Origin of the sequence: Rothia nasimurium (genome assembly GCF_004569295.1) — a bacterium.
In the GTDB taxonomy this organism is placed as follows: Bacteria; Actinomycetota; Actinomycetes; order Actinomycetales; family Micrococcaceae; genus Rothia; species Rothia nasimurium_B.
In genome coordinates, this window is the sequence record NZ_SPQC01000041.1 from 1 (window position 1) to 24,080 (window position 24,080).

General features: G+C 58.1%; 23 protein-coding genes, 1 tRNA gene and 1 riboswitch. Of the genes, 16 read left to right on the forward strand and 8 right to left on the reverse strand.

The features are described from left to right. The 3 genes from E4U03_RS12915 to E4U03_RS10075 form a co-directional block, all read left to right on the forward strand. A partial coding sequence (locus E4U03_RS12915; RefSeq protein WP_135011154.1) for an IS3 family transposase occupies positions 1-116 on the forward strand: 116 nt, incomplete at its 5' end. Positions 117-182: 66 nt separating this feature from the next. Then, on the forward strand, positions 183-1,319 hold the full coding sequence (gene rlmC / locus E4U03_RS10070) for a 23S rRNA (uracil(747)-C(5))-methyltransferase RlmC (protein WP_135013506.1): 1,137 nt from the start codon (positions 183-185) through the stop codon (positions 1,317-1,319). Between the two features lie 91 nt (positions 1,320-1,410). Next, positions 1,411-2,499 (forward strand): isochorismate synthase, encoded by a 1,089-nt coding sequence (locus E4U03_RS10075; protein WP_135013508.1) that lies wholly within the window; start codon positions 1,411-1,413, stop codon positions 2,497-2,499. Positions 2,500-2,501: 2 nt separating this feature from the next. On the opposite strand, the gene E4U03_RS10080 is transcribed toward E4U03_RS10075, so the two are convergent. Next, positions 2,502-3,311, reverse strand: a complete 810-nt coding sequence (locus tag E4U03_RS10080) for a 4'-phosphopantetheinyl transferase family protein (protein ID WP_167752399.1) — start codon at positions 3,309-3,311, stop codon at positions 2,502-2,504. 80 nt (positions 3,312-3,391) lie between these two features. Between E4U03_RS10080 and E4U03_RS10085 the strand changes: the two genes are divergently transcribed. After that, entirely contained in the window at positions 3,392-4,300 is a 909-nt protein-coding gene (locus tag E4U03_RS10085) for a ribonuclease HI family protein (RefSeq protein ID WP_135013512.1), read from the forward strand. Here E4U03_RS10085 and E4U03_RS10090 read toward each other — a convergent pair. The 4 genes from E4U03_RS10090 to E4U03_RS10105 form a co-directional block, all read right to left on the reverse strand. Continuing rightward, positions 4,297-4,587, reverse strand: a complete 291-nt coding sequence (locus E4U03_RS10090) for a WXG100 family type VII secretion target (protein WP_135013514.1) — start codon at positions 4,585-4,587, stop codon at positions 4,297-4,299. The two genes, E4U03_RS10085 and E4U03_RS10090, sit on opposite strands and share 4 nt — an antisense overlap. 314 nt (positions 4,588-4,901) lie before the next feature. After that, positions 4,902-6,317 carry a sensor histidine kinase gene (locus E4U03_RS10095; protein ID WP_135013544.1) on the reverse strand — a complete coding sequence of 472 codons (1,416 nt, stop codon included), beginning with the start codon at positions 6,315-6,317 and terminating at the stop codon, positions 4,902-4,904. Between the two features lie 84 nt (positions 6,318-6,401). Further along, a complete protein-coding gene (locus E4U03_RS10100) occupies positions 6,402-7,112 on the reverse strand; it encodes a response regulator transcription factor (protein WP_135013516.1) in 711 nt (236 codons plus the stop codon). A 118-nt stretch (positions 7,113-7,230) separates the two neighbouring features. Continuing rightward, positions 7,231-7,476, reverse strand: coding sequence for a hypothetical protein (locus E4U03_RS10105; RefSeq protein WP_135013518.1), 246 nt, complete (start codon positions 7,474-7,476; stop codon positions 7,231-7,233). 106 nt (positions 7,477-7,582) lie between these two features. Here E4U03_RS10105 and E4U03_RS10110 point away from each other — a divergent pair, with 106 nt between their 5' ends. Continuing rightward, on the forward strand, positions 7,583-8,158 hold the full coding sequence (locus E4U03_RS10110; protein WP_228066164.1) for a DUF3027 domain-containing protein: 576 nt from the start codon (positions 7,583-7,585) through the stop codon (positions 8,156-8,158). A gap of 29 nt (positions 8,159-8,187) precedes the next feature. Next, the gene (locus E4U03_RS10115; protein ID WP_245207719.1) at positions 8,188-9,525 is read left to right on the forward strand and encodes an MFS transporter; all 1,338 of its coding nucleotides are present in this window, start codon (positions 8,188-8,190) and stop codon (positions 9,523-9,525) included. 94 nt (positions 9,526-9,619) lie between these two features. On the opposite strand, the gene serC is transcribed toward E4U03_RS10115, so the two are convergent. Beyond that, positions 9,620-10,762 (reverse strand): phosphoserine transaminase, encoded by a 1,143-nt coding sequence (gene serC / locus E4U03_RS10120; RefSeq protein ID WP_135013522.1) that lies wholly within the window; start codon positions 10,760-10,762, stop codon positions 9,620-9,622. A 349-nt stretch (positions 10,763-11,111) separates the two neighbouring features. Here serC and E4U03_RS10125 point away from each other — a divergent pair, with 349 nt between their 5' ends. From E4U03_RS10125 to E4U03_RS10135, 3 genes are all read left to right on the forward strand, one after another. Next, positions 11,112-11,804, forward strand: coding sequence for a metal-dependent transcriptional regulator (locus E4U03_RS10125; protein WP_135013524.1), 693 nt, complete (start codon positions 11,112-11,114; stop codon positions 11,802-11,804). Positions 11,805-12,290: 486 nt separating this feature from the next. Further along, positions 12,291-12,435, forward strand: a riboswitch (cyclic di-AMP (ydaO/yuaA leader). A 4-nt stretch (positions 12,436-12,439) separates the two neighbouring features. Then, the gene (locus E4U03_RS10130; protein ID WP_135013526.1) at positions 12,440-13,045 is read left to right on the forward strand and encodes a C40 family peptidase; all 606 of its coding nucleotides are present in this window, start codon (positions 12,440-12,442) and stop codon (positions 13,043-13,045) included. Between the two features lie 229 nt (positions 13,046-13,274). Next, on the forward strand, positions 13,275-13,514 hold the full coding sequence (locus tag E4U03_RS10135) for a hypothetical protein (RefSeq protein ID WP_135013527.1): 240 nt from the start codon (positions 13,275-13,277) through the stop codon (positions 13,512-13,514). A gap of 71 nt (positions 13,515-13,585) precedes the next feature. Here E4U03_RS10135 and E4U03_RS10140 read toward each other — a convergent pair. Then, positions 13,586-13,658 (reverse strand) — tRNA-Arg (locus tag E4U03_RS10140). Positions 13,659-13,825: 167 nt separating this feature from the next. On the opposite strand from E4U03_RS10140, the gene E4U03_RS10145 reads away from it, so the two are divergent. After that, on the forward strand, positions 13,826-14,743 hold the full coding sequence (locus E4U03_RS10145) for an endonuclease domain-containing protein (RefSeq protein WP_135013529.1): 918 nt from the start codon (positions 13,826-13,828) through the stop codon (positions 14,741-14,743). An 84-nt stretch (positions 14,744-14,827) separates the two neighbouring features. On the opposite strand, the gene E4U03_RS10150 is transcribed toward E4U03_RS10145, so the two are convergent. Then, complete coding sequence (locus E4U03_RS10150; protein WP_135013530.1) at positions 14,828-15,532, reverse strand: hypothetical protein; 705 nt, start codon at positions 15,530-15,532, stop codon at positions 14,828-14,830. A gap of 94 nt (positions 15,533-15,626) precedes the next feature. Between E4U03_RS10150 and pcrA the strand changes: the two genes are divergently transcribed. From pcrA to E4U03_RS10180, 6 genes are all read left to right on the forward strand, one after another. Next, the gene (gene pcrA, locus E4U03_RS10155; protein WP_135013532.1) at positions 15,627-18,326 is read left to right on the forward strand and encodes a DNA helicase PcrA; all 2,700 of its coding nucleotides are present in this window, start codon (positions 15,627-15,629) and stop codon (positions 18,324-18,326) included. Between the two features lie 67 nt (positions 18,327-18,393). Next, entirely contained in the window at positions 18,394-19,002 is a 609-nt protein-coding gene (locus E4U03_RS10160) for a sarcosine oxidase subunit gamma family protein (protein WP_135013534.1), read from the forward strand. 209 nt (positions 19,003-19,211) lie between these two features. Then, positions 19,212-20,378 carry an ADP-forming succinate--CoA ligase subunit beta gene (gene sucC / locus E4U03_RS10165; RefSeq protein WP_135013536.1) on the forward strand — a complete coding sequence of 389 codons (1,167 nt, stop codon included), beginning with the start codon at positions 19,212-19,214 and terminating at the stop codon, positions 20,376-20,378. A 33-nt stretch (positions 20,379-20,411) separates the two neighbouring features. Further along, entirely contained in the window at positions 20,412-21,329 is a 918-nt protein-coding gene (gene sucD, locus E4U03_RS10170; protein ID WP_135013538.1) for a succinate--CoA ligase subunit alpha, read from the forward strand. A 1,045-nt stretch (positions 21,330-22,374) separates the two neighbouring features. Next, positions 22,375-23,166 carry a hypothetical protein gene (locus tag E4U03_RS10175; protein WP_135013540.1) on the forward strand — a complete coding sequence of 264 codons (792 nt, stop codon included), beginning with the start codon at positions 22,375-22,377 and terminating at the stop codon, positions 23,164-23,166. A 147-nt stretch (positions 23,167-23,313) separates the two neighbouring features. Next, positions 23,314-23,910 (forward strand): YagU family protein, encoded by a 597-nt coding sequence (locus tag E4U03_RS10180; protein WP_135013542.1) that lies wholly within the window; start codon positions 23,314-23,316, stop codon positions 23,908-23,910. Positions 23,911-24,080: the final 170 nt, after the last annotated feature.

Here is a 24,080-nt window from a genome sequence, read left to right on the forward strand (position 1 = left end):
GTCAGGCGGTTGATGACTATATCTATTGGTATAACAACGGTAGGCTTCAGGAGCGATTAAAGGGCCTGGCTCCGATGGGGTATCGGAGCCAGGCTTTGGCAGCCCTGACGGTCTAGGATTAAACCAGTCCAACTTTCGGGGGCTAGTTCACCCGGTGGCCGGGGCTGTAAAATAGTGAAGCTATGCGTTGCCACTACTTCGATGCCGGCCTCTGCCGCTCATGCTCCCTGCTTGAAACCCCCTATGCCGACCAGCTAGCGGGTAAACAGCATGACGCCCAGACCCTGCTCGAACCCTGGGGCAGCCTCAGCTGGCTCCCACCCGTAGCAAGCGCAGACCAAGCCTTCCGTAACAAGGCCAAGCTGGTTATAGGCGGAACCTCCCAGCAGCCCACCCTCGGTATCCTCGATAGGCAGGGGCAGGGCATTGACCTCACCGACTGCCAGCTTTACCTGCCCGCAATTAGCCGGGCCATACCCGTCCTTGCTGACCTTATTCGACGGGCTGACCTTACCCCCTACAGCGTCCAGAAGCGCAAAGGGGAACTGAAAAACATTCTGGTGACCGCTTCAAATAGCGGCGAACTGATGGTCCGCTTTGTTCTGCGTTCCAAAAAACTCATTGTTGCGCTCAAACGGGAACTGCCCTGGCTCCACGAACAGCTACCCCAGCTTGCGGTGGTGAGCGTCAACCTGCTGCGCGAACACGTTGCCCTGGTCGAGGGAGACGAAGAGATTATTCTGACCGAGCGCACCACCCTGCCCATGCAGGTCAACGATATGACCCTGCACCTGCGCCCCCAGAGCTTCTTCCAGACCAACACCCCCATCGCAGCTGCCCTGTACCGTCAGGCCCAGGCCTGGATCAGCGAAGCAGCACCGGGCAGCCTCTGGGACCTTTACTGCGGGGTAGGGGGCTTCGCCCTGCACGCTGCAGCGGTCATGCCGCCGAGGGCTACCGTGACCGGTATTGAAATTAGTAGTGAAGCCATTGCCTCTGCCCAGCGCACCGTCGCTGAACGCGGTCTAACGGGTCTACAGTTCATTGCCCAGGACGCCCCCGACTACGCCACCAGTAGCGGCCAGGTACCCGAGATGCTGATTGTGAACCCGCCCCGCCGGGGCCTGGGGCTGCAGCTTTCTCGCTGGATCGAGAACAGCGGTATCGACCAGGTCATCTATTCAAGCTGCAATCTGCGTTCTCTCGTCAAAGACCTCAAAAGCATGCCGTCGATGGAGCCCATGCAGGGGAAAGTGATGGACATGTTCCCGCACAGTAGCCACTATGAGACGATTATGCTGCTTAAGCGCCGCCGCTAACCTGCCCTGTTTTTAGGCTCTCATCAGGCCTGTGTACTAGGGTGAAAGAAGCCTAACTCCGCGCCCCCGAATAAGTGTGAAAGAAAGTAAAATGCCTCAGCTCCCTGCCCTGCCTTCGCCTTTTATGCTGGCTGAAGGCACTACCGTGGTGCGGGCCGAAGGCGCCCTAACTCCGGTGGCTGAGGCAGACGCCCTGAGCCTGGCCCAGTGCCGGGGCTCTGCGGTGGTGGGGCTGATACCTTTTGACCCGGCTACTCCGGCCCAGCTTGCCGTTCCCGACCGCTGGGTGCGAGAAGATATCCCCCTGCCCACTGACGACACGGTGGAACAGCCGGCTCCTGCCCTGGTTGAGGGAATTGACAGCGACGTGTACCGGGCAGCCGTCGCCCATGCCGTTGAGCTGATGAACCGGGGCCAGCTTGATAAAGTCGTCCTGGCCCGCCTGCTACGGGTGCAGTACGAGCAAGAACTGAACCTGCCCCATCTCTTTGATACCCTGCGTGCCCAGCAGCAGCGGGCTACCGTTTTTAGCGCTCAGCTGCCCAACGGCAACTACCTTATGGGCGCCTCGCCCGAGCTGGTGTTTCAGACGGAGGGGAGCGCGTTTCGAACTGTCCCCCTGGCTGGCTCCGCTGCCCGAACTGCTGCCCCGGGGAGCACCGACGATGCCCAAATCGGTGAGGCTCTCATGCGGTCTGCTAAAGACAGGGCTGAACACGCAACGGTGGTTAACGACATCCGCCAGCGGCTAGAGGCTCTTACCCTGCAGATGGATGTGCCCGCTGCACCTTCACTTATTTCTACACCCCAGCTCTGGCACCTCAGTACGCCGGTCACCGGTCAGCTACTCCCCGGTGTCTCGTCGCTGCAGGCAGCTCGGGCTATCCACCCCACCCCGGCTATTTGCGGCACACCTACAGACTTGGCCCGGGATCTGGTTGAAGAACTAGAGCCTTTTGACCGGGGCTTCTTCGGCGGGCTGATGGGTTATATGGACGCCTACGGGCAGGGGAGCTGGTACCTGGTCTTGCGCTGTGCTGAGGTTGCGCCGCAAGAGGCTACCCTTTTTGCTGGCGCCGGTATTGTGAAAGATTCCACCCCGGCTAACGAGCACGCTGAGACCGCGACCAAGCTGGGGACCTTCGCCCGGGCCCTGGGGCTTAATCTGGGCTCCCTATAGCTCTAGTGCATTTCTTGCTCTAGCGCCCGGCGCACCATGAGCGGCGCCGTAACCCTGTGGCTGGTGAGCGTGTGGGGCTGATTGCTGGCAATAGCTAGTAGGTAGGTGCCCTCGTGGACCTGCCAGGTCACCCAGTAGGTGCGGGGTTCGGCCTCCCCGGGTAGCTGTACCGAGGATCTTGCCGTAAGCCCGTGGGCTTCTTCCAGCGTGGCGGGTAGGGGCGGCAACGCCAGCATAACGGTGCTGGGTGCTAATGCCAGGCCGTAGCCGGTAGCCTTGAGTACCGCTTCTTTGGCACTCCAGAGCAGGTGCCTTGCCAGGGCTGCCTCCGCGGCAGGTAAGGACGCCACCACCCGCTTTTCGTAGTCGGCGAGGGCGATGCGGTCGAAGCTATCGTAATAGCTACCGCGCACAGTAATGAGATCGAGCCCTATACTGAGCCCTGCCGGGCCGGTTACCCCGGCCGCCAGCCCTAGGGCCCTTGCCATGCTGAGGTTGACTCCTTCAATACGTGGCTTGCCGTGGGGTTGTCCACTGTCGCATAAAAGACAGGTGCGGTCTACTGCGATATCTGCGGCCGCCGTCGCTTTAACCCCGAGTAGGGTCGCCGCCATACACCGCATGAGGGTGTGCTGGGCAGCAAAGGCAAGCGCTTCGTCCGGGTTCTTGAATTCAGCGGCCTTCACCTGCTCCTCAACACCGACGTAAGCCAGCCAACTCACCCCGTGACCCGTGCGGAGGGTCTCTGCGGGCATACTAAAAAGGGTGAGCTGGGCGCTCGCTGCCCCGGCGGAAGCTGAAGGGTGAACCATGATGACCATTCTAGCGGTGACGCCCCAGATGAGGCAGCGCGTAGAATAAAAGGCGCCTGCAACCTGAAAGTTCGAGGACTATGACCGAAAAAATCATCGCTGCCGCCGACGGCTCTGCCCTGGGTAATCCCGGGCCCGCTGGCTGGGCTTGGTATATCGATAGGGACAACTGGGCAGCCGGTGGCTGGGAGCACGGTACCAATAATATGGGTGAACTGAAGGCAGTGCTCGACCTCTTTGAAGCAACCGCAGACCGGGCAGATGAGCACCTGCATGTTATCTGCGATAGCCAGTACACCATCAACTCCATCACCAAGTGGATGCCCGGCTGGAAGAAAAAGGGCTGGAAGAAAAGCGACGGTAAGCCTGTGCTCAACGTTGATTTGATGCAGGCCCTTGACCGGGCCATCCAGGGTCGGAGCTACTCCTTTGAGTGGGTGAAGGGGCATACCGGCCACCCTCTGAACGAGGCCGCTGATGAACGGGCTAACCGGGCAGCCCAAGCCTACCGCGACGGCACCCCGGTAGAGACCGGGCCCGGCTTGGAATCTAAGCATGGTCTTAGCTCCGCGAACAGTGCAAGCCTTGAGCCACATAGTAGGGGCTCGGAACAGAGTCTGGCACCGCAGGTTTCCGAGAGCGATTTAGACCCCGTAGCCGAGGCCCTGGCTCACGAAGAGCAGATGCTCAAGCCCTCTATTTACGGGTCAGAAAAGCTTGTAGGGGCTCTGATACACCCTGAGCTTACCTGGGTCGTACCGACCGGCCAGGTGACAGATTGGGCAACCGTCCTGGCCTATCGGGAGCGGGCCTGTGCGGCAACAGGAACACCTGAGATTCTTTCTTCGGTTGCTCTGGGGCAGAATGCTGCTCTACTGGTGTCGAAGGTACCTACGGCACGAGGAACCCTGCTCCGCTCAAGCACCTGGGTGCTCACCGGCGGCAGCTGGAAGCTCCGCTACCGCCAGGACACCACAACGAGAGACTAACCCACAAACATGGCAGCGTTCGCCATCTCAGTTTCTGAATAGTTCACGCCTGCTCGTGAGAGCGCTTCGTTGATCTGGGCAATCGACTCTTCCACCTGGTGCTGGGTAGCTCGCCAGTGGCCGAGCACGCCCTGGAAATTAGCGGACGCCGAGCCCGTCCACGACCCCTGAAGGTCCTGGAGTGAGGCGGTGAGGGCATTGACCTCAGAAACGATGGTCTCTACCTGGGCGCGGGCCTGGGCTGATTTGCTGGCAATGAGGTCTGCATCGACATTGAACTGGGCCATGGGGCTCTCCTCTGAACAGGGGGTATGTAAGGGGTATCAGGTACCGATAGGGTGGGCTACCTGATGCCTTTGAGCCTACGGGGGAGCTAGCTCTAACCGGAAGCAAAAGAGTGCCTGTGGAAAACCCCGCCCCGGCAGTCGAGCTGCCAGAGCGGGGTTTTGCACACCTCTAGAAGAAAAATATGGTGCAGTGATGACGTCTCTATGACGGCTTCTAGCGGCTATCCACAGGGCCTCTGCACCAGGGGCGCAGCAAGCTGCCGAGGGCAAGAAAGCCCCGACCAAACTTCTAGAGCGCCAGAATAAGACCTGGTCTAGGCCTGCTCACCCGCTGCAAGCGGAATAGGGCCGGTATGGTCACTGTACTGGGGAATGCGAATAGTGAAGGTAGCTCCGCCGCCTTCTGTCTCTTCAACCCGCACCGTGCCGTCATGCTGGCCTACAATCGCAGCGACGATTGCTAGCCCCAGACCGGTTCCACCCGTCTCACGGGTGCGTGAGGTGTCAGCCCGGTAGAAACGCTCAAAGACGCGCTCGGCGTCCTCACCGTGAATACCCGGGCCGTGGTCGCGGACCTGGAGCACGGACGTCCAGGTGCCGTCAACACCCGGCACCGACCCGACCGCAATTTCAATCGGGGAGCCCGCCGGGGTGTAGCGCAGGGCGTTGGTCATCAGGTTGGCGATGACCTGGCGCAGTCTTTGCTCGTCGCCCCAGACCAAGGAGGTGAGGGCTTCGGCTCCCTCTAGCCCCACCACCTCGATGGTGCGGTCGGGGGCCGAGGCGAAGGCGTCATTAGCGGCGTCCGTAGCTAGCTTCAGCAGGTCTACCCGGGCATTCTCGGCAACCCGGCGCTCGTCGAGACGAGCCAGGGTCAAGAGGTCTTCTACCAGTTGGCCCATGCGCTTAGACTCTGACTCAATGCGGTCCATAGCCATCGCCACGGCCTCATCGTTGGGTAGGCCGCCCATACGGTAGAGCTCAGAATAACCGCGAATCGACACTAGCGGGGTGCGAAGCTCGTGCGAAGCGTCGCCCACAAAACGCCTCATCTTCACCTCTGACCGCTTTTGGGCGTCAAAGGCCTCTTCAATGTGCGAGAGCATGGTGTTCAAAGAGGTGGTGAGGTGGCCAATCTCGTTGTAGGGGCTGTAGTTCTCAATACGCTGGGAGAGGTCGCCTGCGGCAATCTGGGCTGCGGTCTGTTCTACGCGGGCGAGGGGCTCAAAGGCCCTGGTGACAATTACCCAGGTCAGCGCGATGGAGGCAAGAAGGGTGGCTACACCAAAGAGCATGGTGAGACCGCCCACGATAGCTACCGTCTGGTTGATCTGGGTCAGGGGGGCAGCAATCACCAGGGTCTGGTTGGTGTCCTCAACCGGGAAGGCGATCAGTCGCCATTCAGTGTGGCCGCTGGCTGACCGCACCGTCAGCGCAGCCTTGTTGTAGCGCTTGACGTTATCAGCGGTCAGACCAGAGATGACGGGGGAGGACGACTCATCGGCCAGTGTTGCCACCGGCCTCACGATATTCCCGTCGCTATCTAGTAAATATGCTTCATAGGGAATGAAAGTCCCCTGGGTCTGTGACAGCTGCTGGTCGGCATAGACCGCAGTGACCAGGTAGCTGTAGCTGGCAGTAATCTCATCATCGAGCTGATCCATCATCTTGGCTCGAATCGCTGAAATCGCGACCAGAGACATCACAGAGATAGCCAGGGCCAGCAGCATAGATGTTAAAAGCACGAGCTGGGTTCGCAAGGACAGCGAACCCAGCCGGTGCACAGAGAGACGAGAGCGCAAACTCGTAACCCCTTAGTTTTTGTTAGCGGTACGAAGCAGGTAGCCGACGCCGCGCTTGGTATGAATCAGCGGGGGTAGGTCCTGGTCGTTATCAATCTTGCGGCGCAGGTAGGAGATGTAGGACTCCACAATGGAGGCATCGCCGTTGAAGTCGTATTCCCATACGTGATCCAGAATCTGGGCCTTAGAGAGCACACGGTTGGGGTTGAGCATCAGGTAGCGCAGGAGCTTGAACTCGGTGGGGGAAAGGTCGATTTCACGATCGCCGCGGAAGACCTCGTGGGCATCGTCGTCCAGCACCAAGTCGTCCACGCGCAGGCGGGAATCTTCTTCAACGTGGGGCTGGGTGCGGCGCAGGACGGCGCGGATGCGGGCCACAACCTCGTCCAGGCTGAAGGGTTTGGTGACGTAGTCGTCGCCGCCTACGGTTAGGCCAGTGACCTTGTCTTCGGTGTCGTCCTTAGCGGTGAGGAAGAGGACGGGGAAGAGGCGGCCGGAGCTACGCAGCTTACGGGTGACAGTGAAGCCGTCCATATCGGGCAGCATGACATCGAGTACGGCCAAATCGGGTGACTCGGTCTCAGCCTTCTCAAGGGCCTCACGGCCGTTGGCTGCGGTGACAACCTCAAAGCCCGCAAAACGCAGGGAGGTTGCGAGGAGCTCTAGAATGTTGGGTTCGTCGTCGACGACCAGCAGTTTTGCTTCAGGTTCTTTGGTATTCACGCTTTTAATTGTGCGCTTACTACCTGTGCACTAGCTGTGTGGAGCTGTATGTTCTGCTGAGTTTGCTTTAGTCATGCTGGGAAAAGGCAGTAAATACGCCGTCAGCTAAAGCCCGGTTTTAGCTAGCCCGACGACGGAGCAGGGTAAGGAAGAGTGCCCCTAAGAGGGCAAGGAAAGCCAGGGGCAGGGTGAGCAGGGGAGCTAGGCTCAAAAAACTTGGTGCCTGCCCGGTAGCCCACTTGAGCAGGAGCATGGTGACGCCGCAGACGGTTCCCACCAGCATGAGGACGCCGGCCACAAGCCCCAGCGCCCGGATAGCTCCGCCGTAGGGAAGCTCAGGAATTTCGGTTCGTTCAGAAGACATACATCTACGCTATCAAGGCCAGCTATACCTACCTAAAGAAGCACCGGTATTACGCCGCGAGGAAGAGCGGTGACCACACCTCCCACCGGCCTGCTTTAATAGGAGTATGACTGAAGAGGTAAAAGACGAGCTAACGGCCCCCGGCGCTTCGAGCGCAGAAAGCTACGAGCAGCCCGGCCTTGAGACTGCCGAGCAGGCCCCGGCGTTCGCCCCCGAACCTATCCTGGGCGAGCCCACTCGCCGCCGCCGTACTAGCAAGGTCGATGCCGTCCTTGCCGCTGCCAAAGATGTTGCCCTCGCGGGCCTAGCTGATATCGCACCCGAAAACTCTATCGGCCCCGTCCACCACCTGCGCGGTGAAGAAGAGCGCCTGACCACCCACCTCTTTGAGTGCACCCTACCGGGTTACCGGGGCTGGTTCTGGTTTGCCACCCTCTCACGCGCTCCCCGGTCAAAGGTCGCAACCGTCTGCGAAATTGGCCTCCTGCCCGGCGATGACGCCCTGCTTGCCCCGGCCTGGGTGCCCTGGGCCGACCGCCTGCTCCCCGAAGACCAGGAAGAGCAAGACTACGACCACGAGGACGTAGATTACAGCGACGTGCCCTCAGAGAACGAGGACAGCACTGAAGCTGTCGAAGAGAACTTCGCCGAAGACGCCCAGGACGGTGCCAGCGCTGAATGACTTCCACCCAGAGACGAGAACCCCAGCCCGTGAACGGGAGGAACAAAACCTTCCGCTCACTGTGGATTTTTAACTACCGTCTCTGGTTCATTGGTGCCCTTGTCTCTAACATCGGTACCTGGATGCAGCGCACCGCCCAGGACTGGTTGGTCTTCAACGACCTCTCAAGCCACGATTCTACCCAGATGGGTATCGTCATCGCTCTGCAGTTCGCCCCGCCCCTCTTCCTAGCCCCCTATGCCGGGGCGCTTGCCGATAGGGGCAATCGGCGAAAAATTCTCCTATGGACCCAGAGCATCATGGGCCTATTGGCCCTCGGGCTGGGGCTCCTGGTGCTATCGGGCCATGTTGCTATTTGGCACGTCTACCTCTTCGCGCTAGCCCTGGGCATCGTCTCAGCCCTGGACTCTCCGGTTCGGTCAACCTTCGTCTCAGAACTTGTCTCAGACGCAGACCTGCCTAATGCCGTAGCGCTCAACTCCATGTCCTTCAACGTCGCCCGCATGATCGGGCCGGCGGTTGCCGGTCTGCTGGTTGTTGCGGTGGGCACCGGGCCGGTCTTCCTGCTGAACACAGTGACCTTTATAGCTATGATTCTGGCAATCGTAGCTATCCGTGAGAATGAATTACGGCAGTTGCCGCGGTCGTCCGCCGCTCAAAACCGGGTGCGGGACGGCCTTACCTACCTCAAACATCGCCCCGACATGATCGTGGTGATGGTGGCAGCCTTCCTGATTGGTACTTTCGGCCTAAATACAGCCCTCAATATTGCTGCTATGGCCACCACCGAATTCGGGCAGGGCGCGGGCGAATTCGGACTGCTGAACTCCGTTGTTGCCATCGGCTCGGTGGCAGGCACCCTGCTAGCTGCTCGGCGGGATACCCCACGCATGTGGTTCATGTTTGCCTCCTGCCTAGGGTTCGGCGTGGCAACCCTGCTGGCGGCGCTCGCCCCCAACCTCTGGCTGTTTGCCCTGGCCCTGATTCCGCTCGGGCTGATGGCACTGACCATCATCACCTCAGCAAACGCCTACGTGCAGGTAACAACTGAGCCTGCCATGCGGGGGCGGGTTATGAGCGTGTACATGGCAGTTTTTATTGGGGGTACCCCTATCGGCTCACCCCTGGTCGGGCTGGTCAACGACGTCTTCGGCGCTCGCTGGGGTCTGGGCGTTGCCTCTGCCTCCGGTTTTCTGGCGGCCCTGATCGGGCTGATCTGGATCATGAAATATAAGCACCTGCACCTGAACTACGACAGGCAGGCCCGCACCCGCCTGGTGCTGCGTCCACGCCCTGAAGCCGCTGAGAGCCCTGACCGGGAGCCGCCCCCGGTCACAGCAGCAATCGACCTGCAAGAACCCCGCTAAAGATTAAGAAAAGAAGGACGCCGCCTCCCGCCTTCCTGCCCGGTGGCAGGTTAGCGGGGGGGGGAGCGGCGTCCTTATCTTTGCGCAGCTACAACTACTTGAGCTTTTCGACCACGTAGTCGATGCAGGCAAGCAAAGCCGAAACGTCCTCGGGGTCAATAGCGGTGAAGGTGGCAATACGCAGCTGGTTGCGGCCCAGCTTGCGGTAGGGCTCGGTATCGACGATACCGTTAGCGCGCAGAGCCTGAGCAATAGCAGCGGCATCGATGCTCTCATCAAAATCAACGGTAGCGATGACGTTGGAGCGCTCAGCCGGGTTAGTCACAAAGGGGGTGGCGTACTCGCTGGCCTCGGCCCAGGCATAGACACGGCCTGCAGAATCAGCGGTACGGGTTGCTGCAAAAGCCAGACCGCCCTGCTCATTCATCCACTTAATCTGCTCATTGAGCATAATCATGGTGGCCAGAGCCAGGGTGTTGTAGGTCTGGTTGAGACGGGAGTTGCTAATGGCAGTAACCAGGTTCAGGGAATCGGGGATCCAGCGGTCAGAAGCGGCGATACGCTCGGCGCGCTCAATCGCCGCCGGTGACCAGAGACCCAGCCACAGGCCGCCGTCGGAGGCAAAGTTCTTCTGGGGTGAGAAGTAGTAGACGTCAGACTCGGCCACGTTAACATCCAGGCCGCCGGCAGCGCTGGTAGCGTCAATCAGCACCAGGGCATCATCGGCGATACCGGCAGGGCGGGCCACGGGGGCAAAAACACCGGTTGAGGTTTCGTTGTGGGGCCAGGCATAAACATCTACGCCCTCTTCAGCACGGGCTTCGGGGCGGGTGCCAGCTTCAGAAGAAATAACGGTGGAATCGGCCAGGAAAGGGGCCGCCTTGGTTGCTGAAGCAAACTTAGAGCCAAACTCGCCGAAGGTCAGGTGCTGAGCCTTGTTCTCAACCAGGCCGAAGGTCGCGGCATCCCAGAACGCGGTGGCGCCACCGTTGCCCAGAATCACCTCGTAGCCATCGGGGGCAGAGTAGAAAGCGCACAGGCCCTCGCGAATCTCACCGACTAGGTTCTTGACCGGCGCCTGGCGGTGGGAGGTGCCTAGCAGGGTGGTGGCGGCAGCTGAAACAGCAGCAACCTGCTCGGGGCGTACCTTAGAGGGGCCAGCGCCGAAACGGCCGTCGGCAGGTAACATCTCGGTGGGAATCACGGGAAAAGTGGTCACTGAATATCTCCTAGACATGAGCAGCACATGTGCCGGGGCGGCTATGCGTTGATGTGAGGGAGGGGGTGCCGCCGGCGTCCTGCTGTTTCTATTGTGCAACCTGCGTGGGCCCCGCGGCCCTCAAGCACCCCGCACCGGCCCAAAATATGGGGAATAAATTTATATAGTGAGATAGCTTCGGGCAGGGGGGGGTGATGGGGGCGGACGGCGCTACAAGCAGCGTGTGCCCGGCACGGAGTGCAACAATTTCAGCTCTTGAAGAGAGTAAACGCCTCCTCGACCTGGTAGCGCATACAATTAAGGGCAAAACCACTGCACCTAACAACCCGCGCACCGTGCGGGCTGGCCCAAGGAGATTCAAGAAGGCATGACTGACCTCATTGATACCACCGAAATGTATCTGCGCACCGTGTTGGAGCTTGAGGAAGAGGGCATCACTCCCATGCGTGCCCGCATCGCAGAGCGCCTAGAGCACTCCGGCCCCACCGTTTCTCAGACCGTTGCACGCATGGAACGCCACGGTCTGCTCACTGTCGCCAGTGACCGCTCCCTCCAGCTCACCGAAGAAGGGCGACAGAAGGCAGTGGATGTGATGCGCAAGCATCGTCTAGCTGAGCGCCTGCTCGCTGACGTGATTGGTCTTGACCTGGAATACATCCACGAAGAGGCCTGCCGCTGGGAGCACGTTATGAGTGAACGCGTGGAGCGCCGCCTGCTGGAACTGCTCAATGAGCCCAAGTTCTCCCCCTACGGCAACGCGATTCCCGGCCTGGAAGAGCTGGGCGCCGAGAGTGAAGAGAACGACGGACGCACCGTCACCATGTCGATTGCGGGCCGCGACTCGTCTGAAGATGATCGTTTTACCGTGTCTCGTCTGCCTGAGTTTATTCAGACCGACGTGCAGCTGCTGAAGCGTCTGGGCGATGCTGGCATCGTCTACGGTGCAACAGTATCGATTTTGGGTAATAAGGACGGCTCCGTGCTGGTTCACGCGGACGGTGAGGACGAAGCGCTGACGCTCAGTGCTGAAGTAGCAGAAGCGATTATCGTCAAAAGATAACAGTTTGATAACGAAAAAGGTGCCCACCTGGTTGGTGGGCACCTTTTTTGTTATCAAATTGTGATGTTTTGAGGGGGAAAGCTGTTTTTAGTGTTGCGTAAGGTGCTGATAGGGGGCCGGATGAGAGATTGTGGAGGGATATAGAGAGGGTGTGGGGCCTTAAGTGGTCGGCTTCTCAGTTAAATTAAGACTGGTAAAACTCTGATAGGAGGCCGGTGGGAGGGTGTTGCGGGGCTGCTTTAAAAGTTTTTTTATTTTCCCTTGTCAAAGCTAACTCTATGTGCCCCATAAGCCCCAGCTGGACGCGTCCTGAAAGCCAAAAAATTAATCACCCTGCTTTGCATTCCGGGGGTCTTGCAACAAAATCGTGACCAAAGCGTGACAAACCAGCCTAGGCTGTGTAATGTTCTATTCCGTGCTCATCACTGGTCGGATTAGCACCCTACGAACAGCACCGCCTAGTTCTGCCACTGTTCACAGGAAAACAAACAAAATAACATCACGGCAGAAGCGGGGGACCCACCTTTCGGGCTCTCCACCGAGAACCCTAGGGGTTAAGTCGCAGATTCTGCGGCCGAGCGAACTTCATGCTCGAACCCGACAGCTCACCTCGTTCGGCAATGGAGGAAAACAAAATGGCTAAGTCAACCATCGTACGCACCGCAGGTATCGTTGCAGCATCAGGCGCCATGCTCGCCGCAACCGTTGCACCTGCAAACGCATTCGCAGTAGCTGAAGTATCAGCACCCGCCCACTCAGCACCTGCACTGGCTTCACACTCTTACAACTACAACACCTGGGGCTACGAAACTGCTCCCGTAGTTGAAAACAGCGCAGTTGAGACCACCTCAACCGTCACCACCGAGGTTTCCAGCAACGTTGACCTGTCCACCGCTCGCGAAACCGTCCTGGCAGCTGCCTACGACGGCATCGGCGGCTCCTACGTTTGGGGCGGCAAGACCTACAAGGCATGGGACTGCTCAGGCTTCGTCTCCTACGTTTACGCACAGGCCGGCATCAACCTGACCGCCTACACCTACGCCATGGCAACCGAGCTGGCCCCTACCTCAAACCCCCAGCCCGGTGACATCGTCTTCACCAACGGCTACGCACACGTAGGCATCTACGTCGGCAACGGCCAGATGATCTCAGCTCTCAACCCCTCACAGGGCACCCAGCTGACCGCTGTTGACGGTGGCGGCTTCATGCCCGTCGACGGTTACTACACCGCTGGCATCTAAGACTTCTCACACGGTACGGGGCAGTAAAAACTGCCCCAGCCGGTGACGTTTATTCAGTAGCTGGTCAACTTCCTACTGAAGAACGAAGATAAGAATTCCTACCACACATCACACGGTATGGATCCCCCGCAAACACTACGTTTGCGCATGCGCACCAGACGACCAGCTGGGGCGCATTTTTTATACCCTCTTTTCGACTCCGGCAGAAGGCACAGCTAGGATTGGAACTATGTCGCAGAAGTTAAACAGCCCCCAATTCGAAAGCCCATCCGGTTCATCCGACCAAGAATTTACCTACATGGCCATCGGAATGGTAGCCGGCGCCGTACCCGGCATCGTCCTCGGCCTCATCATCGCCATCTTCGTCGGGCACGCAGCCATGTGGGTCTCCATCACCGGCGGCATCGGCATCGTCCTCGGTCTTGTCATCTCTCGGCTAGCCTACCGAAAAAAGAAAACCCGCAACTAACGCCCCCAGGCGGGCACAAAAAGAGAGGGTATGCCAGCGCTTCGCGCAGTATGGCATACCCTCTCTTTTTGTGCCCCCGAGACGATTCGAACGTCCGACACCCGCTTTAGGAGAGCGGTGCTCTATCCCCTGAGCTACGAGGGCGCAACCCCACCAGTTTACACGAAAACCTGTAAGCCACCCGAAAAGTGCAAGTACCTGTGGATAAGTCGACGGCATATGCACTTTTCCTGCGGCATTAAGACGCGCTAACCAGCCCCTGCGTCCACAGGGCTAGCGTCAACACCTAAGAGTTAGTCACCCTATACATCATGAGCCAGCACCTATATAACTCAGTACTTCTCACCGGTGACCTACGCCTGCAAGGCCTGACCAGTCGCAAAATTAGTGACGCGGTGCGATCCAAAGAGCTAGTCCGTCTCAGACAGGGCGCCTACATCAAAACCCAGACTCTCGCCCAGGCAACCCCTACCGAGCGTGCCCTGATACACCATATAGCGGTGAGCAAAACCCGCTCACACGCCGTCCTCACACGCACGTCCGCTGCTCTTGCATGGGGAGCACCCCTCCTTGAACTCCCCTCTCATATCTACCTTGCGAGCCCCTGGCGCGATCGCGGTAAACAGCAGGGCATTCGCCGGTGTGTCACTCCTGCTGAAGCAATGAACAGGGCGCAGGAGCACCAGGGCCTCACGGTTCTCTCACCTATAGACACCGTCCTGAGCTGTATCGGTCACCAGTGGGCGCTCACCACGGTGACGGTTGCACACTATTTTCTCCACCAGAACCTGTGCAACCAGTACCTGCTGCACGATGCGCTACTGGCCGTCTCAGACCGCGGCGCGAAGCAAGCTCGTACCCTGGCGCGGAGCCTGACGACCGAGCTCGAATCACCGCTAGAATCTCAGGCGTATTTTCTGATGGTGCTTGAAAATCTTGAGCTGCCCGCCTTGCAGCGGTGGGTGGTTACGAGTAGCGGCCGCCGCTATCGTCCTGATTTTATGTGGCGGCATCTCAGGCTTATTCTCGAGGTGGACGGTCGTATCAAGTACACCGGGGCTTATCGGTCTTTTGACGAACAGCGACAGCAAGATCTCTTCCGACAGCGCGAGTTAGAGAACGAGGGCTGGAAGGTCTTGCGAATCACCTATGAAGACCTCACTCACCGCCCGCAGCACGTGGTTCGTCTGTTGCTACGGCATGAAGTGCGGCGACTAGCTGCCGCTTAAAAAGTGCAAGTGCCTGTCACTTTTGCACAGGCACTTGCACTTTTCGAGGGGGCGGACGCGGGCGGGCGGGACGCTAGCCCAGCATCACTGCCCCGGCAGTTCGCCGCGGGCGAAGGCGTCCATCTTGCTTCTGACCAGTCGCAGCGCCAGGTACCCCAGCTGCACCAGGCAGAGTACGAACAGCGCCCAGCGGGCCGTCATGAGAAGAGAAGCGAGCGCGGTAGCGCCGCCCAGCGGGTCGGCTAGGGCTGAATCAACGGCAAAACCACCGGCAATGAATACAAAAGCGTAGGCCACCGGCAGGGTCAGCATCAGCCGGCCCACCAGCAGGTCAAACTTGGAGGCTCGCACCATATTCCACCAGGTGAAAGCAAAAATCAGGGGCAGAATGAGCCCCGTTGAACGGTGGAGCACCTGGTAGGCCTGCAAACCCTCTACACCTAGGCCCGCCGCTACAGTCTGCAGGTGCTGGGCATCGAAACGCAGCATGAGTTCTGGGGCAGTCGCACCGCCAGCCGACGACACCCCCGGCAGCAGCATGAAGTAGTAGTAGAGCAAAAACAGCACCGTCACGACAAAGGCAACGCCCAAGAAAATATAGGAACCCCCGCCCTTTTCCGGCTCGGCGGCGAGCTCTGCCCGGCTGTAGTCGGTAACGACGCGCGGTCCTGCCCCTTGCCCGCGAGGGGGCGCGGACGTCCGCCCCGCCTGAGCTGCGGACGGCGCGGGGGAGTGTGCTTGCGTATTTTCGCCGTAGAGACGTTTCTTCTGACCTTTTGAAAGACCCATGCTGTCTATCTTATCTGTCAGCTCAATCGGGTGTGGGCTGTGGCCCTCTCGCCTAAAATGGGGAGTTGACGGTTGATCTTTGGAGGGTTCTTCTATGTTTGATGACGACGATTTTATGCCAGCGCCCGCCCCGCCGCGCTCTGCTGCGCCTGAGGGGGAGCCTTTCTTTGACGAGCCTCCTTTCGCCCCCTTCTACGATGCGGCTCCTCCGGCCGATGATTTTGTGCCCCCTGCCTACCAGGTGGGCGGGTTTATGCCTGATTTTGAGGACGCCCGCCCCGCCCCCAGCGTCAATCCCGAGACGCTGGTGGCGGGTCTGAATGAGCATCAGGCTGAAGCGGTGAAGCATGTGGGCAGCCCGCTGCTGATTGTGGCGGGTGCCGGGTCTGGCAAGACCCGCGTGCTGACTCACCGCATTGCCTACCTGCTGGCTACGGGCCGTGCCCACCAGGGGCAGATTCTGGCGATTACCTTCACGAACAAGGCAGCAGCCGAGATGCGCGAGCGCATTACCGCCCTGGTGGGGCCGCGGGCCCAGAGCATGTGGATTTCGACCTTTCACTCTTTCTGCGTGCGGGTGCTGCGGCGTGAGGCTAAGGCCCTGAGCCTCAAATCGACCTTCTCCATCTACGACTCAGCTGATTCCCAGCGCCTGCTGACGCTCATCATCAAGCAGATGAACCTTGATACCAAGAAGTTCACCGCCAAGGTGGTAGGCAACCGTATCTCTAATCTCAAGAATGAGCTGGTCAGCGCCAAACAGTTCGCAGCCGAGACCAGCCCCACTGACCCCTGGGAAGGTGTGATTTCGAAGGTCTACACGGCTTACACCGAGCGCCTGAGGGCAGCTAATTCTCTCGACTTCGACGACCTCATTTTCGAGACCGTCAACCTTCTGAAGAACCACCCGCAGGTAGCCGAGTACTACCGCCGTCGCTTCCGCCATATCCTGGTTGACGAATACCAGGACACCAACCACGCCCAGTACCAGCTGGTGCGGCAGCTGGTGGGGGGTGCGGCGTCTTTGCACCCTGAGACCGGCCCCGCCGATAACGGCCCCTACCCCGACGCCTACCCGCCCGCTGAGCTGACGGTGGTGGGTGACTCTGACCAGTCCATCTATGCCTTCCGCGGGGCTGATATTCGCAATATCACTGACTTTGAGCAAGACTACCCGGCGGCCCACACCATCTTGCTGGAGCAGAACTACCGCTCTACCCAGAACATCCTCTCTGCGGCGAATGCCGTGATTGAGCGCAACAAGGGCCGCCGCCCCAAGAAGCTCTGGACGGCCAGCGGCGACGGTGCCAAAATCACCGGCTATGTGGCAGAATCCGAGCACGCTGAGGCCCGCTACATCGTCCAGGAAATTGACCGCCTGCGCGATGAGCACGGCACCGCCCCCGGCGACGTGGCGATCTTCTACCGCACCAACGCCCAGTCCCGCACACTCGAAGAAATGCTCATGCGCGTGGGCCTGCCCTACTGCGTGGTCGGCGGTACCCGCTTCTACGAGCGCAAGGAAATTAAGGACGCCCTGGCCTACCTGCGCGTGCTGGTGAACCCCGATGACGACATCAACGTCCGCCGCGTGCTCAACGAGCCTAAGCGGGGTATCGGCGCTAAGTCTGAGAGCGTGGTGGCCGATCACGCCCGCGCTACCGGTATCTCCTTCATGGCTGCCCTGCGCCAGGGCAGTGAGGTACCCGGTCTGGGCGCTGCCGCCGTGAAGAAGATGGCTGCTTTTGCCCAGATGATTGACGATTTGGCCCAGCTCGCTGCCACCGAGTCAGCAGCCACCTGCCTCGAAGCCGTGCTGGAGCAGACCGGCTACCTGGCAGCCCTGCGCGAGTCCAAGGATATTCAGGACGAATCCCGCGTCGAGAACCTCTCCGAGCTGGTGGACGCCGTGCGCGAGTTCGAAATCGACAACGCAGGCGCTACCCTGGAGGACTTTCTCGAACACGTCGCCCTGGTCGCTGATGCCGACCAGATCCCCAACAAGCCCAAGGCCGAGCAGGAGGGCGGGCCGTCTGCCGCCCAGATTGCAGCTGAAGTTGCAGAAGCCCGCTCCCAGGGCGTCATTACCCTCATGACCCTGCACACCGCCAAGGGCCTAGAATTCCCCGTTGTCTTCTTGACCGGTATGGAACACGGCCTCTTCCCCCACCAACGGGCCCTCACCGACGATTCAGAGATGAGCGAAGAGCGTCGCCTGGCCTACGTGGGTCTGACCCGAGCCATGGAACGCCTCTACCTCACCCGCGCTGAGAACCGCTCCATGTGGGGGCAGAGCCAGTTCAACCCGCCTTCGCCCTTCCTCGAAGAGATCCCCGAAGAGCTCATTGACTGGAAGCGCACCGGCTTCTCCTTTAGCGGCTACTCCGGTAGCGGCTACGGAGGCGCTTACGCGGGCGGACGCGGCGGCTGGGCAGGCAACCGCGGCGGCGGCTCATCGAGCGGGTACGGTTCTTCGTACGGGTCCTCCACCTACTCCAGCCGCTTTGATGAACCGGCCGAGCGGCGGCGTCCTGCCGAACCGTCCACCAGCGAAGTCAACGGGTCTTCCACCTACGGACTCAAGGCAGCAGCCCGGCAGGTTTCCCGCGTGCAGCAGAACAAGGAAATTCCGGCGCTCGCGGTCGGCGACCGTGTTGAGCACACCAGCTTTGGTGAGGGCCGCGTGACCGCGGTTGAAGGGGCCGGCGATAAAACCGTTGTCAAGGTGCGCTTCGCCAAAGAAGAGAAACGACTCCTGCTGCGCTACGCGCCGCTGACTAAAAAGACCGACTAAGATATAAGAAGCCCGGTACCGCCCGTGGTGCCGGGCTCTTTTCTGCCCGATTCGCTCAAGGACGACAATGGATCACGACTCTAACCTTCCCTCTATCGCCGAAGAATTTGTGGAGGCAATGGATGAGGTGACCGATACCCGCGTGCAGCTCCAGGAGATATCTGATCTCTTCCTTTTTCGTATTGAAATTGATCCTTCGACCGACGCTGCCCGCCGCATTGAGAAGGTGCTGGGCGCCGCCCTACCGACTACTCGCGGGCAGGTAACGGGCGATGCGACCGCCCTGCATCTGCTCTACGGTACCCGCCAGGTTGTGGCCTGCCTGTATGTTGAAGAGGGCGTGTATCTGGTGGTGACTAGGGTGGACGCCGTAAAACTGGGGCGCGCGCTCACCGCGGCCCTGGGGCGCGATGAGGGGTTGGTCCTTGATGTTTCGGTCAACCGCACCGTGCTGAACCTGAGCGGGGTTGCTGCGGCGGACGTCATCGATGAGGTCGTGCACTTCGACTTCCCGCCGGACTTCTTCGACCCGGGCAAGGCCCTGTCCTGCACCGTGGCTGAGGCCCGTATTATGCTCTGGCGTATTGATGAGCTGGAGTACCTGGTGGTGCCCCGCGCCTCCGATACCGCTCCCTTCCTGGTCAATATTCTGGACGCCTGCGAGAAGGTCAAATAGGCCCGGCAGGGGAGCGCCGGCCGTAACTGACAGGTTTGTTTCATTCAGAGGGAAATAAGTTCGCACCCCTATAGGCAAGTACGCTAAAGTTTCTTTGTGGAGAAGCTTTGTGTGCTCCAGCTCTCGCAATGGGGCGGGCACCGAACTTCGTACATGTAAACGCCGGGAGCACCGCTTTCTGGCATGACTTCGACGAAGAAGGAATCCCTGTGGACCTGTTTGAATACCAGGCACGCGATCTCTTTGAGAAGCACGGCGTCCCCGTGCTCCAGGGCATCGTAGCTACCACCCCTGAAGAAGCAAAGGCAGCAGCTGAGAAGATCGGTGGCGTCACCGTAGTCAAGGCCCAGGTTAAGGTGGGCGGACGCGGTAAGGCCGGTGGCGTGAAGGTCGCCAAGACCGCTGATGAGGCTTACGAGTACGCCCAGCAGATTCTGGGCATGGACATCAAGGGCCATACCGTCCACCGCGTGATGATTGCTCAGGGCGCAGACATCGCTGAAGAGTACTACTTCTCCATGCTGCTTGACCGTGCTAACCGCTCCTATCTGGCCATGTGCTCCGTTGAAGGTGGCATGGACATTGAGACCCTGGCTGCCGAGCGCCCCGAGGCCCTGGCCAAGGTTGAGGTCAACCCCATGGAGGGCATCACCGCCGAAAAGGCTGCCGAGATTGTTGAGGCCGCTGGCTTCGCTGAGGACGTGCGCGAGGACGTCGCCGCCGTGCTGGTCAAGCTGGGCGAGGTCTACAAGAAGGAAGACGCTACCCTGGTTGAGGTCAACCCGCTGGTCAAGACCGGCGAGGGCAAGATCCTGGCCCTGGACGGCAAGGTCTCCCTCGACGATAACGCTGAGTTCCGCCAGCCCGAGCATGAGGCCCTGGTCGATAAGTCAGCCGAGAACCCCCTCGAAGCTAAGGCTAAGGAAAACGACCTCAACTACGTCAAGCTCGACGGTGAAGTCGGCATCATCGGTAACGGTGCAGGCTTGGTCATGTCTACCCTCGACGTTGTTGCCTACGCTGGTGAAAACCACGGCAACGTCAAGCCCGCTAACTTCCTCGATATTGGTGGCGGTGCGTCCGCTGAGGTGATGGCAGCTGGCCTCGACATCATCCTCAACGACGAGCAGGTTAAGTCTGTTTTCGTCAACGTCTTCGGTGGCATCACCTCCTGCGACGCTGTAGCTAACGGCATCGTCAAGGCCCTGGAAATCCTGGGTGATAAGGCAACCAAGCCCCTGGTCGTCCGCTTGGACGGCAACAACGTTGATGAGGGCCGCCGCATTCTCTCTGAGGCTAACCACCCGCTGGTTCACCAGGCAGAGACCATGGACTCCGGCGCAGACAAGGCAGCCGAGCTGGCCCACACCGCATAAATCACCGCTGATTATTACTAGAAGGTTTTTACAATGTCTATCTTTTTGAACAAGGACTCCAAGGTCATCGTTCAGGGCATCACCGGTGGTGAAGGTACCAAGCACACCGCCCGTATGCTCGCCGCTGGGACCCAGATTGTGGGCGGCGTCAACGCCCGTAAGGCTGGCACCACCGTTTCTCACAAGGACGCAGCCGGTAACGATGTTGAGCTGAACGTCTACGGCACCGTTGCTGAAGCTGTCAAGGAGACCGGCGCAGACGTCTCTATCGTCTTCGTCCCCCCGGCCTTCACCAAGGACGCCGTTATCGAGGCTATCGACGCCGAGGTGCCCCTGGTTGTCGTTATTACCGAGGGCGTGCCTGTAGGCGATACCGCTGAGTTCTGGGCCTACGCCAAGAGCAAGGTCGGCGCTGACGGTAAGCGGATTACTCGCATCATCGGTCCCAACTGCCCCGGCATCATTACCCCCGGTGAGTCCCTGGTGGGCATTACCCCCGCTAACATCACCGGTAAGGGCAAGATTGGCCTGGTCTCTAAGTCAGGTACCCTGACCTACCAGATGATGTTCGAGTTGCGCGACATCGGCTTCACTACCGCTATCGGCATCGGCGGTGACCCCATCATCGGCACCACTCACATCGATGCTCTCGAGGCCTTCGAGGCTGACCCCGAGACCGAAGCTATCGTTATGATTGGTGAGATTGGTGGTGACGCTGAGGAGCGCGCTGCTGAGTTCATCAAGGCTAACGTTACCAAGCCCGTTGTTGGCTACGTTGCGGGCTTCACCGCTCCCGAGGGTAAGACCATGGGCCACGCGGGTGCGATTGTTTCCGGTTCATCTGGCACCGCCCAGGCTAAGAAGGAGGCCCTGGAAGCCGCTGGCGTGAAGGTGGGTAAGACTCCTTCAGAGGCCGCCCAGCTCATGCGCGAGATTTTCGCTAACAAGTAGGCTAGTTTCTCCTGATGACTAAGCCTCAGTTTTCGAAGACAACAAGGTAGCATACTTGTTGTCTTCGAAAACTGAGGCTTAGTCATAAGGGAACCTTGTATACAAGAAGACCAACCCCATCGACCTCAACAGGTTCAATACCAGATTTCGCCTCTGTTTATCAGTCAACTGTTGCTTAGAGCCAGGCTCAACAGGAGTAGCAAGACCTTTAGCCCTTATCAGGCAGAGTAGAAGCATCTAGCAGCTTAACTTTTTAACTTTATGAGCTCTGACAGTAAAATATTATGTCAATCCTAGACAAAGGGCCTGTAATAGCTAGGAGCTTGCCGTCGATGGTGCAGATATCCTGATGGCCGAAGCCAGTTTGTGTAATAAGCTTGCCTGAAAAAGTTCGTTTATTCTAGCAAATGGCTAGCTCCAGGTAGGTGTGGGCATTCCAGCAAATAACCAAAGAACCTGTTACTTGTATCGCTTGTTCTAGCGGTTTGATTACCAGTTCTAGAATCTTTAACGTAGCTGTTTCAATAAGATTGATGACTCTTAAAATAGTTGGCTGGGATACGCTGAAGAACTCTGCCGGGACTTCCTCGGTTAGGTCGTGTCGGTGATAGAGCACAAAATCTAGTTCAAGTTTGTTTACTGGGTTTGCTGTTAGCTTTGCACCAGATAGGGTTCGTCTGTAGAGCTTCTAGCAGTTTGATGAGGTAGACCCCTGCTGTGCAACGGTCTCACCGGTGTAGCTTTGAGGATGTTTGTGATGGCTTATCCTCAAGGTTGCTTCCTGATGGGAATCGTTATCTGGTCGGCGGGAAGCGGGGGGGGGCTCATCTGAATAAGCCTCAAACCCCAAATAATCTTTGATTTAAGATGCGACACTTGCCAGTTGTACTGTTTGTAGCCATTGGACTGTTAGGTGCACCTTGTGGTAGTCTATCAAATTCAAGCATTATGATTTTATGTAAATATACTAACTTGGTGAGGTTTTAAGCCATGTCTAAACATATCCCGTAGAAAACTAGCCAAAGGCACAGCTTGGACCGCACCTGTGGCACTTGCTACAACAACACTTCCTGCCTATGCTGCTTCTACACGTACTTTTACTGGGTTTAATATTCTGGGAGGTGGACTCGCCAGTAATCGTACATGCACCGATCAAGCTCTCGCAGATGCGGAGGCACCTTATGTGCTAAAGAGTGTTGTTAGTAGTCGACTTACCAATGCTGGAAGTCGCATGATTTATATGTCTCTTTCTGATAGCAGTCAAGCAGTTGATTCATTGCGTTTTTACTTTTGGTTACCTAAATCGTCGCCTGTTGATATAAAGCCAATTGGAGCATCTATTATTGGCGAAGATGGAACAAACATTGCAGTAAATGGAAACAGCCTAATAAATTTAGAAAATTATCCAACAACTGTTGTTGATGAGATGAAAAGCTATACAGAATACTGGTCGCTTCCAGTCGAAGTCTCCAACGCTACGGTTAATGCAGTAAACTCAACTATTATAAATAGAGCTATTAGGGTTTATCAGAATTCTTCTACTCTACCAGCCGGGACTGTAGCTAATCGTTCTGAGTATGGTACTGATTTTAGTGATGAAACTAAGTGGCAAGCTTATATGACAGAGTATACGGGTCCTTATACATATGATGCTACGGCAAATAGAATTTATCCTGTATATAGTATGGCTTTTAATGTTTTTTGGTTAAACGCTTACTGTGGATCTTCGGAGGAACTGTCAACCGCAAGTGCAGACTGGGCTCTTGCGGGGACTTTCCATATAACTTCAGGTAGCGCTGAAAGACTCGGAGCAGTAGCATTGCCTTTAGGATCGTAAATTGCTAAACATGGACAGGCTACTATTTGTAAGAGATGTGTAGCTCGATAATAATTAATTAGAGGGATTCTACAAATTCACACACTAAGCGCTGATTCACGTAGGTTCCTTTCAATTCAAGTCTTGTAAGCTCGAGGAAACCTGCTCATGAACGTCATTGCTCCCGACCGCCGTCCCGGATCTGAACTGTCTAGCCCGCTCTCCATCACCACTATTACCAACCCTGTTCGCAGGCGCTGGGGAACCGCTGCTTTGGTAGGTCTTATCGCTGGTATTTTCTCCGGCATTGTTAAGTTCGGCTGGGAGGTTCCTTTCCCGCCGCGCACCCCTGAACGCAATGCCACAAACCCTCCGCAGGCACTTTTGGAGATGTTGGGGATGTCTCCCGAGACATCTCACGCCACCTATTCTTTCTTGGGGAATGAGCTATCCTACTGGAGCTTTGCTATACATTTTGCATTTGCAATTTTCTTTGCGGTGGCATACTGCCTAATTGCTGAGTACTGGCCTATGGTCAAGCTGTGGCAGGGTGCCGCTGTAGGTATCCTGCTGTACGTTGCCTTTCACGTGGTGCTTATGCCAGCTATGGGGTTGGTGCCTGCGCCGTGGAATCAGCCATTTGGAGAACATTTTTCGGAGTTCTTTGGTCATATTGTGTGGATGTGGTCTATTGAAATTGTCCGCCGTGACCTGCGCAATCGTATTACCGGCGAGCCTGATGCTGAGTACAGTTTCGGCGGGTAGGCGTTATGTAGAGGGAGCGGGGCCTGTTGGTTCTATATCTCTCTGATATGTACTGGCTTTAGTTCCGACAATTATAAGACCACTAAAGCACCATCAACCACCTCCTGCGGAGTCCGATAACCAAGACCCTGATGCAACCGACCAGCATTCCACCAAGCAACCCAAGACGC

Bases quoted from the DNA above. Each gene is read 5' to 3' on its own strand.
- rlmC (WP_135013506.1), top strand. From the start codon at position 183: ATGCGTTGCCACTACTTCGATGCCGGCCTCTGCCGCTCATGCTCCCTG.
- E4U03_RS10075 (WP_135013508.1), top strand. From the start codon at position 1,411: ATGCCTCAGCTCCCTGCCCTGCCTTCGCCTTTTATGCTGGCTGAAGGC.
- E4U03_RS10080 (WP_167752399.1), bottom strand. From the start codon at position 3,311: ATGGTTCACCCTTCAGCTTCCGCCGGGGCAGCGAGCGCCCAGCTCACC.
- E4U03_RS10085 (WP_135013512.1), top strand. From the start codon at position 3,392: ATGACCGAAAAAATCATCGCTGCCGCCGACGGCTCTGCCCTGGGTAAT.
- E4U03_RS10090 (WP_135013514.1), bottom strand. From the start codon at position 4,587: ATGGCCCAGTTCAATGTCGATGCAGACCTCATTGCCAGCAAATCAGCC.
- E4U03_RS10095 (WP_135013544.1), bottom strand. From the start codon at position 6,317: ATGCTGCTGGCCCTGGCTATCTCTGTGATGTCTCTGGTCGCGATTTCA.
- E4U03_RS10105 (WP_135013518.1), bottom strand. From the start codon at position 7,476: ATGTCTTCTGAACGAACCGAAATTCCTGAGCTTCCCTACGGCGGAGCT.
- E4U03_RS10110 (WP_228066164.1), top strand. From the start codon at position 7,583: ATGACTGAAGAGGTAAAAGACGAGCTAACGGCCCCCGGCGCTTCGAGC.
- serC (WP_135013522.1), bottom strand. From the start codon at position 10,762: ATGTCTAGGAGATATTCAGTGACCACTTTTCCCGTGATTCCCACCGAG.
- E4U03_RS10125 (WP_135013524.1), top strand. From the start codon at position 11,112: ATGACTGACCTCATTGATACCACCGAAATGTATCTGCGCACCGTGTTG.
- E4U03_RS10130 (WP_135013526.1), top strand. From the start codon at position 12,440: ATGGCTAAGTCAACCATCGTACGCACCGCAGGTATCGTTGCAGCATCA.
- E4U03_RS10135 (WP_135013527.1), top strand. From the start codon at position 13,275: ATGTCGCAGAAGTTAAACAGCCCCCAATTCGAAAGCCCATCCGGTTCA.
- E4U03_RS10145 (WP_135013529.1), top strand. From the start codon at position 13,826: ATGAGCCAGCACCTATATAACTCAGTACTTCTCACCGGTGACCTACGC.
- E4U03_RS10150 (WP_135013530.1), bottom strand. From the start codon at position 15,532: ATGGGTCTTTCAAAAGGTCAGAAGAAACGTCTCTACGGCGAAAATACG.
- pcrA (WP_135013532.1), top strand. From the start codon at position 15,627: ATGTTTGATGACGACGATTTTATGCCAGCGCCCGCCCCGCCGCGCTCT.
- E4U03_RS10160 (WP_135013534.1), top strand. From the start codon at position 18,394: ATGGATCACGACTCTAACCTTCCCTCTATCGCCGAAGAATTTGTGGAG.
- sucD (WP_135013538.1), top strand. From the start codon at position 20,412: ATGTCTATCTTTTTGAACAAGGACTCCAAGGTCATCGTTCAGGGCATC.
- E4U03_RS10180 (WP_135013542.1), top strand. From the start codon at position 23,314: ATGAACGTCATTGCTCCCGACCGCCGTCCCGGATCTGAACTGTCTAGC.